Annotated in this window: 9 protein-coding genes; 8 read left to right on the top strand and 1 reads right to left on the bottom strand. The window is 52.4% G+C overall.

Annotated features, from left to right (window positions below; genetic code table 11):
- Positions 1–377 precede the first annotated feature (377 nt).
- A complete protein-coding gene (locus tag DW817_RS10380; RefSeq protein ID WP_014128409.1) occupies positions 378–767 on the bottom strand; it encodes an endonuclease domain-containing protein in 390 nt (129 codons plus the stop codon).
- Between the two features lie 1,330 nt (positions 768–2,097).
- On the opposite strand from DW817_RS10380, the gene DW817_RS10375 reads away from it, so the two are divergent.
- Genes DW817_RS10375 through pyrE form a run of 8 tightly spaced genes read left to right on the top strand, consistent with a single transcriptional unit; the run spans position 2,098 to position 11,604 of the window.
- Complete coding sequence (locus DW817_RS10375) at positions 2,098–3,054, top strand: aspartate carbamoyltransferase catalytic subunit (RefSeq protein ID WP_009015701.1); 957 nt, start codon at positions 2,098–2,100, stop codon at positions 3,052–3,054.
- A complete protein-coding gene (locus tag DW817_RS10370) occupies positions 3,038–4,330 on the top strand; it encodes a dihydroorotase (RefSeq protein WP_120112392.1) in 1,293 nt (430 codons plus the stop codon). Before DW817_RS10375 ends, DW817_RS10370 begins: the two co-directional genes overlap by 17 nt.
- On the top strand, positions 4,318–5,397 hold the full coding sequence (gene carA, locus DW817_RS10365) for a glutamine-hydrolyzing carbamoyl-phosphate synthase small subunit (RefSeq protein ID WP_120112388.1): 1,080 nt from the start codon (positions 4,318–4,320) through the stop codon (positions 5,395–5,397). The genes DW817_RS10370 and carA overlap by 13 nt, the downstream gene beginning before the upstream one ends.
- A gap of 2 nt (positions 5,398–5,399) precedes the next feature.
- A complete protein-coding gene (gene carB / locus DW817_RS10360; RefSeq protein ID WP_009015698.1) occupies positions 5,400–8,606 on the top strand; it encodes a carbamoyl-phosphate synthase large subunit in 3,207 nt (1,068 codons plus the stop codon).
- Between the two features lie 3 nt (positions 8,607–8,609).
- Positions 8,610–9,377, top strand: a complete 768-nt coding sequence (locus tag DW817_RS10355; protein ID WP_009015697.1) for a dihydroorotate dehydrogenase electron transfer subunit — start codon at positions 8,610–8,612, stop codon at positions 9,375–9,377.
- A complete protein-coding gene (locus DW817_RS10350; RefSeq protein WP_021736323.1) occupies positions 9,371–10,297 on the top strand; it encodes a dihydroorotate dehydrogenase in 927 nt (308 codons plus the stop codon). Before DW817_RS10355 ends, DW817_RS10350 begins: the two co-directional genes overlap by 7 nt.
- 13 nt (positions 10,298–10,310) lie before the next feature.
- Positions 10,311–11,039 (top strand): orotidine-5'-phosphate decarboxylase, encoded by a 729-nt coding sequence (gene pyrF / locus DW817_RS10345; RefSeq protein ID WP_021736327.1) that lies wholly within the window; start codon positions 10,311–10,313, stop codon positions 11,037–11,039.
- Positions 11,032–11,604, top strand: a complete 573-nt coding sequence (pyrE, locus tag DW817_RS10340) for an orotate phosphoribosyltransferase (protein ID WP_016459545.1) — start codon at positions 11,032–11,034, stop codon at positions 11,602–11,604. Before pyrF ends, pyrE begins: the two co-directional genes overlap by 8 nt.
- Positions 11,605–11,700: the final 96 nt, after the last annotated feature.

Below are 11,700 nucleotides of genomic sequence, written 5' to 3'. Positions count from 1 at the left end.
TTCTCAATCGGGCCTAGCTCAAAATTCAATCTGTGGGATTATTGCTATGATGAAATTCAGCAGCGCATTCCTTATTCTCACCACTGCCTGCCTTCGTGTTTTGCCTCTGAGCTCGACTCGTAGAGTCGATCCGCCCCACCAGGGCGGGGGACCGAAAGCCGCATGTTGCCTCATTGAAATGAGGCAAGCGTGCCCTTTCGGTGGTGGATGAGGAGCGTAGCGACGTTTCCTTACGAACGGCAGTGAGGCATATTCGCCCGGAGTTTCGAAGGACGCTTTTGAAGCGGAGCGCAAGTCCGAGAAATATGTCCCTGGGCGAATGAAGTTCCGCCCCCACCCGGAGGGCGGTTTGGGGCGGAGCGGCACGGTCGTTTGCCTTATAGTTTCCGAATATCAATTCCGGTTCTTTCCATCACCATCTCATCAATATATTTGCAGACTTCATAGAAATTGTTCTTAATCCAGTCATTATCAATGCGAAAGACGGCATAACCCCAATCCATTAATACTTTGGAACGCTTTTCATCGTATTCTCTTTGTTTGGGGGTATAGTGATGGATTCCATCGACTTCGATGATGAGTTTTCCTTTGGCACAGTAGAAATCCGCTATATATCCTGCGATACGCTTTTGTCTTACAAAGCGTATCGGGTATCGTTTTAGGAAACCAAACCAAAGCTTGGATTCCTCCGGGGTCATATGGCGGCGCATTTCACGGGCATAGGCGAGGTTCTCTTTATCCTTGTGATTTTGGTAGTACGTTTTCATAGGGCATCTCCTTTTAATGCAGTAGGATAAATCCTGTTATATGGGTCATTATGCCCGAAAAGTCCGATGAAATCTATATAGTAGGATGAATGTCCGTTTTTGAGAGATAAAAGGGATAAAATGAAGGATAATCGGGATTTGAAAAGACCGTAAGGAAAAAGACTGTGAGACCGGCGCCAAACCGTCTCCCTTCGGTCGTGGGCGCCGAATTAATTTTTCGATAACACGATCCGTAAGCCGAATCGCTTCGACGGTGTCTTGCGATTAACGGTTTTGGCCCATCGAAAAATGTTCCTCGCTACCGCTCGTGTGGAGACGTCGGGCATAAAACGCCCTCCTCATCCACCACCAAAAGGACTTGCCTTCTGCTTTGCAGAATCAAGTGGCTTTTGGTCCCCCCGCCTTGGTAAGGCGGAACGGCATTCGCCGTCTCCAGGGCAAAAGACCGTGACGCGAGCCTTGATCCGAACGTAGATACAAGTTCGGTTCAAGGCTTATTGAGCGTGGGAGGTACTGTATGCTCTTGGTAAATGAGCTGTTGTTTGCGTATTTCTCAATCGGGCCTAGCTCAAAATTCAATCTGTGGGATTATTGCTATGATGAAATTCAGCAGCGCATTCCTTATTCTCACCACTGCCTGCCTTCGTGTTTTGCCTCTGAGCTCGACTCGTAGAGTCGATCCGCCCCACCAGGGCGGGGGACCGAAACCGGTAAATTTCAAAAAGTTTATCATCATTGGAATTTCCCGGTTTTGGTGGTGGATGAGGAGCGGCAGCGACGTTTCCTTACGAACGGCAGTGAGGCATATTCGCCCGGAGTTTCGAAGGACGCTTTTGAAGCGGAGCGCAAGTCCGAGAAATATGTTTGAGGGTGAATGAAGTTCCGCCCCCTCCCGCAGGGCGGTTTGGGGCGGAGCGGTACGATATTTAGCATCACAAAATCAAAGCGCCAAAGCACCACAGCCTGACCCCTTCGGTCTTTTGCTTGACAGCCAGCCCCTTGAGGAGTGATAGCTACTAGAGCCGTAGGCTCGGGACAGCTTGACTGCCATATAGAAAAAGGCCGCAAAAGGCGGCCTTTTTCTCACCGCCCTTTACATTTTCCCCTCCCCGTGCTACAATGACTAAAAATGAATATAGGCCTTTTAATCTAGTCCTGTGAGACTAAGAAAGGGACTTTTGCTACAGAAGAAATGAGCTGCAGTGGGCGGCGTACTTTAGGGTGCGTGCCTTTAAAGAGAAGCCTTCTTGTCTTATGGGGACAAGGGGGCTTATTTTTGTTGCAATGAATTGTTTCCCAGATTGACCATGACAAGTAAGGAGGCTATCACATGGCAAAGGCAGCGGTCAGCCTGTCCGGAAGGGATATCTTGGATCTGTCATCCCTTTCGGTCGAGGAATACGACCTCATCATGAAGACAGCAGCAGAAATGAAGAAAATCCTGAAACGGGATATCAAGAAGGTGCCTTCCCTCAGGGGAAAATCCATTGTTAACCTGTTTTATGAAAACAGCACGCGCACGCGTTCTTCGTTTGAACTTGCCGGTAAATATTTGGGGGCCGATGTCATCAATATCAGTACGGGCACTTCGAGTGTCAAGAAAGGGGAGTGCCTCAAGGATACGGTGCTCACCATGCAGTCCATGGCCTGCGATGCCATTGTTATGCGGCACCCCATCGAAGGTGCGGCCAAGTACATTGCCGATATCGTAAAACCGGTTGTCATCAATGCCGGAGATGGCTGTCATGCCCACCCCACCCAGGGTCTCCTGGATATGTTCACAATCCTTGAAAAGAAGAAATCCTTCAAGGGCCTCAAGATGGCCATCATCGGAGATATCCTCTACAGCCGTGTGGCACGCAGCAATATTGCTGCTTGGACGAAGCTTGGTGCCGATGTCCATGTGGCGGGGCCGGTCACGCTCATGCCTTACGAAATGGAAAAACTGGGCGTCACGGTCCATAAACGAGTGGAAGAGGCCATTGAAGGCGCGGATGTTGTCGACATCCTTCGTATCCAGCTTGAACGGCAGCAGAGCGGTCTTTTCCCGACACCTCGCGAATATGCCCGTATCTTTGGGGTCAACGAGGAACGCATGAAACTGGCCAAACCGGATGTGATGATCATGCATCCCGGTCCCATGAACCGCGGTCTTGAAATTTCCTATGAAGTGGGCTACAGCGACCAGGCTGTGATCCGTGAACAGGTTACCAATGGGGTGGCGGTTCGGATGGCGCTCTTATTCTTGACACTGACAGGGGGGAAACAAGTTGAAAACGCTGATTAAAAAGGGACACCTTGTCGATCCCAGCCAGCATCTGGATGCTGTGAAGGATATCCTCGTGGAGGACGGGATCATTAAACGTGTGGCTGATTCCATCGAAGAAGCCGCTGACGAAACGTATGATGCTTCAGGAAAGGTGGTTGCTCCGGGCTTCATCGACCTGCATACCCATCTTCGCGAACCGGGACTTGAAGCAAAGGAAGATATCGTTTCCGGGACGATGGCAGCGGCTCACGGCGGCATTACGCGCATTGCCTGCATGCCGAACACGAACCCTGTCATCGATACCTCGATTGTCGTGAGCGGGATCAAAAAGCGAGCGGCAGAAGAAGGCTATGCCCATGTGGAAGTCATTGGGGCTATTACGAAGGGCGAAAAGGGCAAGGAACTTTCTGAAATGGGAGATATGGCCATGCGGGGCGCAATGGCGTTTTCCGATGATGGGCACTTTGTAGAGGATCCCCTGATGATGCTCAAGGCGGCCCGTTATGTGAATTCCTTTGATAAGGCGCTCATTGTCCATGCCATTGAGGAACACATGAATCATTCGGGCTATATGCACGAAGGCGCCGTATCGGCAAGGCTGGGTGTGCCGGGCATTCCTTCCATTGCAGAAGATATGGCAGTTGCCCGCGATGCCATCATTGCCGAGTATACAGGAACCCATGTCCACATCGCTCATATTGCAAGTAAAGGGGCGGTGGATATCGTTCGCCAAGCAAAGAAAAGAGGTGTGCCCATTACGTGCGAAGTGACGGTTCATCATTTGACGCTCACTGATGAAGCCTGTGCTTCCTTTAGTACGGCAACCCGCGTTTCGCCGCCCCTTCGCAGCCGGGACCATGTGGAAGCCCTGCGGGACGCCCTCAAGGATGGGACCATTGATGCCATCGTAACGGATCACGCACCGCATGCACCGGAAGAAAAGGATGTGGAATTCCGCAATGCCCCGAACGGATTCTGCGGTCTTGAAACGAGTGTCGGGGTCATTCTGACGGAACTCTATCATACGGGTCTATTTACCATCAATGAGATTGTCGATAAAATGAGCTGCCGACCGGCTGAACTTTTCCACCTTGACGGGGGCACCCTCCGCGAAGGCAGTTCCGCCAATATCACCATCCTGGATCTTGATAAGGATTGGGTCGTCGACAGCAGCAAGTTCTATACCCGCGGCAAGGTCACGCCTTTTAATGGAAAACACTGCAAAGGGCAGGCTGCCGCCACCATGGTCGATGGTGTATTTGTGATGAAAGACGGTGTCGTATGCAAAAAGTAAAAGGTAAGTTGGTACTAAAAGATGGTGGTGTCTATGAAGGAACCCTTTATGGGGACCATCCGGCTGTTGGTGAAGTCGTCTTCACAACAGGCATGAGCGGCTATCAGGAAACCCTGACGGACCCTTCTTTCTGCGGACAGATTGTAGTCTTTACCTATCCGCTCATCGGTAACTACGGCTGCAATCCCATTTTTGATCAGGGGGATGGCTGCTGCTACGAAGGGCTTATCGTTGATGAACTCTGCGATGAACCGAGTTCTTGGCGCGACGAAGGAACGGTCCTTTCCTTCCTTGAAAAGAACCATATTCCGGTCCTTGCTGATGTGGACACGCGGGCCATTACGCGCCGTATCCGGGCTTACGGTACGCTTCAAGGCGTCATCGTTCCTTATGATATGCCTGATGAAGACGTCCAAAAGCTCCTTGCCACACCGGAACGGCATGATCAGGTGGCTCAGGTGACGACAAAGAAAGTCTACCACATGGGGGACAAGGAAAAGAGCAAATTCAGCGTTGCTGTCATGGACTATGGTATTAAGCGCAATATCCTCAAGAGCCTTGTGGAAAAGGGCTGCCGCCTGACGGTCTTTCCGGCGGAAACACCGGCTGAAGAAGTCCTTGCCATCGATCCTGATGGGATCTTCCTTTCAAATGGCCCCGGCGACCCGGCGGACCTTACGGTTGAAATCGACAACATCAAGAAGATGATTGGCAAGAAACCTATCTTTGGAATTTGCATGGGGCATCAGGTCATGGCCCTTGCGTGCGGGGCCAAGACAAAGAAAATGCTCTTTGGCCACCGCGGCATCAACCAGCCGGTGCGGGACTATGTGGATAACTGCATCATGATTACGTCCCAGAACCACGGCTTTATGGTTGACGAAGATTCCCTGAAGGGGCTTCATGTGAAGGTCATCAACCGTTCCCTCAACGATGGCACCATTGAAGGAATCCAGTATCTTGATCATCCGACCTTTACGGTCCAGTTCCATCCGGAAGCTTCCCCGGGACCGAGCGGAAACGGATATCTCTTTGACCGCTTTATTACCATGATGGGGGGACACTGATTATGCCAAAAAGAAACGATGTCAATAAAGTCATGGTCATTGGCTCCGGTCCAATCATCATTGGTCAGGCTGCCGAATTTGACTATGCAGGAACCCAGGCCTGCCGGGCCCTTAAAGAAGAAGGACTGGAAGTTGTCCTTGTAAACTCCAACCCGGCGACCATCATGACCGATGTGCATATTGCTGACCGCGTCTATGTCGAACCGCTCAATGTGGAATTTCTTGAAAGCGTCATCCAAAAGGAACGGCCGGATTCCTTGCTTGCTACCTTAGGCGGCCAGATTGGCCTTAACCTTGCCATCGAACTTGATAAGACGGGCATCCTCAAAAAATACAATGTGAAGCTCATTGGGACCCAGATCCCGAGCATCATGAAGGCTGAGGACCGCGAACTCTTCAAAGAAACGATGGAAAAACTCCATCAGCCCATTCCTCAGAGCACGATCGTGGAAAGCGTTGCCGCGGCCAAGGAATTTGCCGACCGCATCGGCTATCCGCTCATCGTGCGTCCGGCCTATACCTTGGGCGGTACGGGCGGCGGCATTGCCCACAACGATGCTGAACTCGACGATATCTGCACGAAGGGGCTCCAGTACAGCCTCATTGGTCAGGTCCTCATTGAACGCTCCGTTGCCGGCTGGAAGGAAATTGAATTTGAAGTCATCCGCGACCATGCCGACAACTGCATTACGGTCTGCAATATGGAAAACCTTGATCCTGTGGGCGTCCATACGGGCGACTCCATCGTCGTGGCGCCGTGCCAGACCCTGACGGACCGTGAAGTCCAGATGCTGCGTACGGCCGCTATTGATATTGTCCGCGAACTCGGCGTTGAAGGCGGCTGCAACGTGCAGTATGCCCTGAACCCTGACAGCGAGGAATATATCGTCATTGAAGTCAATCCCCGCGTCAGCCGTTCGTCCGCTCTTGCTTCCAAAGCAACGGGATATCCCATTGCCAAGGTGGCATCAAAGATTGCTGCCGGCTATACCCTTGATGAAATCGAAAATGCCGTTACGAAAAAGACCACGGCTTGCTTTGAACCGACCTTGGACTACTGCGTACTGAAGATTCCTCGCTGGCCTTTTGACAAATTTGTCAAGGCAGACCACACCCTGGGCACGCAGATGAAGGCAACGGGCGAAGTCATGGCCATTGAACGCAACATCGAAGCAGGGCTCCTCAAAGCCATTCGCTCCCTTGAAATCGGCCTGATTCACCTCGATATGCCGGAATTCCATGCCCTCAGTGACGAAGAAGTTTTTGCCAAGGTTCATCTTGTCAATGATGAACGCTTCTTTGCCATCGCTGAAGCTTTCCGCCGTGGCATGACCGTCGACGAGGCTCACGAAATTACTAAGATTGATGAATTCTTCCTGCGGAAGATCCGTCATATCGTAGAAATCGAAAAGGCCATCAAGGAAGGTCCGCTTACGAAAGAGCTCATGAAGGAAGCCAAGAAACGCGGTTTCTGCGATGAGGAAATTGGCCTTCTTACAGGTAAGTCGGCTCTTGAAATCCGCGCCCTGCGCAAGGAAATGGGAATTGTACCAGTCTACAAGATGGTGGATACATGCGCAGCCGAATTTGACGCGGAAACGCCGTACTACTATTCGACCTACGGTGTCGAAGACGAAGTGCGGCCCAGCAATAAGAAGAAAGTTGTCGTTCTCGGGTCCGGTCCAATCCGCATCGGTCAGGGCGTTGAATTCGACTACTGCTCGGTACACTCTGTCTGGGCCCTCAAAGAAGAAGGATACGAAACAATCATCATCAACAACAACCCGGAAACGGTTTCCACGGACTTTGATACGGCAGACCGTCTGTATTTTGAACCGCTGACCTTGGAAGACGTGCTGAATGTCATCGACCGGGAACAGCCTGAAGGCGTCATTGTCCAGTTTGGCGGCCAGACGGCCATCAACCTTGCCGGGCCCCTTCATAGCTGCGGCGTGAAGATCCTTGGTACGAGCGTCGATGATATTGACCGCGCCGAAGACCGTGAACGCTTTGATGAAGTCCTGACGGAAGTAGGCATTCCCCGTCCGAAAGGACACACCGTCTTTGATGTGGAAGGCGCTGTGAAAGCCGCCCACGATGACGGCTATCCTGTCATGGTCCGTCCGAGCTACGTTCTTGGCGGCCGTGCGATGGAAATCGTCTATAACGATGATCAGCTGCGCTACTATATGGCAAATGCCGTCAAGGCCTCGAAGGAACATCCTGTCCTTGTTGATCATTACCTCATGGGGACGGAAGTCGAAGTCGATGCCATCAGTGACGGCGTCGATGTCGTCATCCCGGGCATCATGGAACACATTGAACGGGCTGGTGTACACTCTGGTGACTCCATCGCCGTTTACCCGCCGCGCACGCTGAGCGAACACATCATCGAAGCAATCATTGAATACACCAATAAGCTGGCCCTGACGCTCCACGTCAAAGGTCTGCTCAATATCCAGTACATCGTCCGCGATGAAAAGCTCTATATCATCGAAGTGAACCCGCGCTCCAGCCGGACCGTCCCGTTCCTGTCGAAGGTCACGGGGATTTCCATGGTGGATGTTGCTACCAAGTGTGCGGTAGGTAAGAGCCTCAAGGAACAGGGCTTTGAATCGGGCCTGAAACTCTTCCCGGATTATTACGCTGTCAAGGCACCGGTCTTTTCCTTCAACAAGATGACCGATGTGGATATCACCTTGGGACCGGAAATGAAGTCCACGGGCGAAGTCATGTGCATTGATAACCAGTTCCCACGCGCCCTTTATAAGGCCTGCGTTGCTGCTGGGACCAATGTGCCGGATAAGGGAACTATCCTCATTACGGTCGCTGATAAGGATAAAGACGAAGTGACGGAAATTGCCGAAGGCTTTGAAGATTTGGGCTATACGATTGCGGCAACGGAAGGCACGGCAAACTTCCTCCGCAGCAAGGGCATGACCGTGGAAACGGCAGCCAAGATTGGCGAGGACAGTCCGAACCTTCTGGATGATATCAAGGAAGGCAAGATCTGCATGGTCATCAATACCATGAACCATGGGGAAAGCACGCGCAGTGACGGGTTCCGGATCCGCCGCAGTACGGTGGAACACGCCATTCCTTGCCTGACGAGCCTTGATACGGCCCGCGCCCTCCAGCATGCCCTGGGGGCTATGCGCCGCCGCCGCATTGTCAGTGTCGTTGCCCTGCAGGACCTTAAAACGGAGTAAGCCATGACGAAATTCTTGGAAGATGGAAGAGTGGTGGGGCAGCGCAGCCTGTCCCACGACATCCGAATCATGGAAATTTGGTCACCGCAGGTAGCGGCCTCGGCTGAACCCGGTCAGTTTGTGACTGTAAAGAGCAACGATTTGAGTGTGCCTCTTTTGCGCCGTCCTTTTGGGGTATCCGGCGTCAATCGTGACAAAGGTACCTTCCTTCTCATCTACCGGATTGTGGGGGAGGCGACGCAGCTGCTTGACCAGCTGAGAAAAGGGGATTCTATCAGTGTCATGGGTCCTTTGGGACGCGGTTTTGACCGGAGCCACCATAAGGTTCTTCTTGTTGGCGGCGGTGTTGGTCTTGCGCCCCTTCGTTTCCTTGCGGAAGACTATCCCCAAGCGGACGTGGATGTCCTCATTGGCGCCCGCACGGCAGAGGAGCTTTTTTGGACGGACCTGTTTCGGGATAAGACGGTTCACCAATTTGAGACCACGGAAGATGGTTCCCGGGGGACGAAGGGCCTTATCACGGCGCCCTTGGGGCAGCTTCTTGATGAAGGCGGATATGACTGTGTCTATGTCTGCGGACCTTCGCCGATGATGCGGGCTGTGACGAAAGTCGTGGAACCGCGGGGCATTCCCTGTCAGATTTCCCTTGAAAAGTACATGGGCTGCGGCCTTGGCGCGTGCCTTTCCTGCACATGCAGCGGTATCGGTAAACGGGTCAAGGTCTGTAAGGATGGCCCTGTCTTTTGGTCACGGGAGGTGTCGGAATGGTAAACAATAGGACCCTTCTTGAAACTGAGCTTTGTGACCTTCATCTTAAGACCCCTATCACCACAGCGTCGGGGACCTTTGGGTTTGGCCTTGAATTTACGGATTTTCTTGACCTAAACAATGTGGGCGCCATTACGGTAAAGGGCACGACCCTTCATCCCCGGGCCGGCAACAAGGGACAGCGCATTGTTGAGACCCCTTCGGGTATCCTTAACTGTGTAGGTCTTGAAAATCCCGGTGTGGACGTTTTCCTAAAAGAGACCCTGCCTCAGCTGAAGGCATATGACACAAAGGTCATCGTGAACATTGATGGGGACAGCGCTGCCGAATATGGCGAACTTGCTGCCATGCTTGACGTGGATGGCGTTGATGCGCTGGAACTCAATATTTCCTGCCCCAATGTTGCCCAAGGGGGCCTTGCTTTTGGCACGAGCTGCAGTGCTGCCGCGCAAGTCGTGGAAGCAGCCAAGAAGCGAACCCATAAGCCCATCATTACAAAACTTTCACCGAATGTGACGGATATCACGGAAATTGCCAGAGCCGTGGAAGCGGCAGGGACCGATATGATTTCCTTGATCAATACGCTGGTGGGTATGAAGATTGATATCCAGACCCAAAAGCCGGTCCTGGGCAATATCATGGGCGGCCTTTCCGGTCCAGCGGTCCGTCCGGTTGCTGTGCGCATGGTCTATCAAGTTGCTCAGGCTGTTAAGGTGCCCCTCATTGGGATGGGCGGGATTACCTGTGCCGCTGATGCCATTGAATTTTTCCTTGCCGGAGCGTCTGCCATTGCCGTAGGGACTGCTAATTTTGACAATCCACGGCTTGCAGAAACCATTTCGCAGGGAATCGCGGCCTATCTTATCGACCATAACCTCGAAAATATTCGGGACCTTGTTGGCAAGGCCCTGCCCAATCAGTAAGGAGAAGAAGGAAATGACGAAGGTAAAAGACCGTCTGATTGTAGCCCTTGATTTTCCTACGGGGAAAGAGGCCAAGGACCTTGTTGAGGAACTGGGGGATGCGGTTACATTTTATAAAGTAGGGATGGAGCTTTTTTACAGTGAAGGCCCGGCTATTGTTTCCTACCTGAAGGAACAGGGCAAGAAGGTCTTCCTTGACCTCAAGCTCCAGGATATTCCCAATACAGTGGCGCACAGTCTTGCTGTGTTGACGCGTCTTGGGGTGGATATCATGAATGTCCACGCCGTTGGTGGACCCAAAATGATGGCAGAAGGCATGAACGCCATCCGGGAAGCAGCGGAAAAACTCGGCGTCGCGGCACCAAAACTCATTGCTGTGACAATCCTTACGAGTATGGATGAAGCGCAGTGGGCGCCTCTTGGTTATGCAAAGCCCATTGGTGAGGAAGTCCTTGCCCTGGCGGCGCTTGCTAAGGAAAGCGGCCTTAGTGGGGTCGTTGCTTCCCCGCGGGAAGCTAAAGGCATCCGCAAGGCCTGTGGCAGCGATTTTCTCATCGTGACGCCCGGTATCCGTCCGACTTGGGCGGCAGCCAATGACCAGAGCCGCATTGCGACGCCAAGTATGGCCATGAAAAATGGGTCAACCCATCTTGTAGTCGGTCGGCCCATTACGAAAGCGGAAAACAAGATTGACGCGGTCAATCGGATCTTGAAAGAAATGGAAGGTGCCCTTCATGAATAACAAAAGTGTCCTGAGTATGCTCGAAGAAACCAATGCTGTCATGCATGGCCATTTTCTCCTCACGAGCGGACTTCATAGTCCCATCTATGTGGAAAAATTCAATGTCCTGCAGCGCCCGGAATATACGGAACAGCTCTGCAAGGAAATTGCCAGCCGGTTCATCAACGACAATGTGGAACTTGTTGTCGGTCCGATGACGGGCGGCATTCTCCTGGCCTATGAAGTGGCAAAGAACCTTGGAACGAGATTCTTCTTTACGGAACGAGTCAATGGCAAGATGACCTTCAAGCGGGGCTTTGCCATCAAACCGGGAACCCGTGTCCTTGTGGTGGAAGATATTGTAACGACGGGCGGCAGTGTCCGGGAAGTGCTCGATGTCGTCAAGGGCGAAGGCGGCGTTCCCGTTGGTGTCGGCCTCCTCGTAGACCGCAGCGGCGGCAAAGTGGACTTTGGTGTCCGCACGGAACCGCTCCTGCGTCTTGATGTAGAAACCTATAAACCGGAAGAGTGTCCCATGTGCAAAGAAGGTACACCCCTGACTCAACGCGGCCGGACGGGGAAGTAAGAAGATAAGGAAAACTGCGGTGCCAAAGGCGCCGCAGTTTTTTGGGTTCTTTGTCAAATGTTGGGGTGCCCCACAACTAAATCGCCTTTTAGGAAC

Origin of the sequence: Acidaminococcus sp. AM33-14BH (genome assembly GCF_003603525.1) — a bacterium.
GTDB lineage: Bacteria > Bacillota > Negativicutes > Acidaminococcales > Acidaminococcaceae > Acidaminococcus > Acidaminococcus intestini.
The sequence above is the reverse complement of the archived record's forward strand: the minus strand, read 5'-3'. Positions and strand labels throughout refer to the sequence as shown.

Coding starts and splice junctions, on each gene's coding strand:
- DW817_RS10380 (WP_014128409.1), bottom strand. CDS start 767: ATGAAAACGTACTACCAAAATCACAAGGATAAAGAGAACCTCGCCTAT.
- DW817_RS10375 (WP_009015701.1), top strand. CDS start 2,098: ATGGCAAAGGCAGCGGTCAGCCTGTCCGGAAGGGATATCTTGGATCTG.
- carA (WP_120112388.1), top strand. CDS start 4,318: ATGCAAAAAGTAAAAGGTAAGTTGGTACTAAAAGATGGTGGTGTCTAT.
- carB (WP_009015698.1), top strand. CDS start 5,400: ATGCCAAAAAGAAACGATGTCAATAAAGTCATGGTCATTGGCTCCGGT.
- DW817_RS10355 (WP_009015697.1), top strand. CDS start 8,610: ATGACGAAATTCTTGGAAGATGGAAGAGTGGTGGGGCAGCGCAGCCTG.
- DW817_RS10350 (WP_021736323.1), top strand. CDS start 9,371: ATGGTAAACAATAGGACCCTTCTTGAAACTGAGCTTTGTGACCTTCAT.
- pyrF (WP_021736327.1), top strand. CDS start 10,311: ATGACGAAGGTAAAAGACCGTCTGATTGTAGCCCTTGATTTTCCTACG.
- pyrE (WP_016459545.1), top strand. CDS start 11,032: ATGAATAACAAAAGTGTCCTGAGTATGCTCGAAGAAACCAATGCTGTC.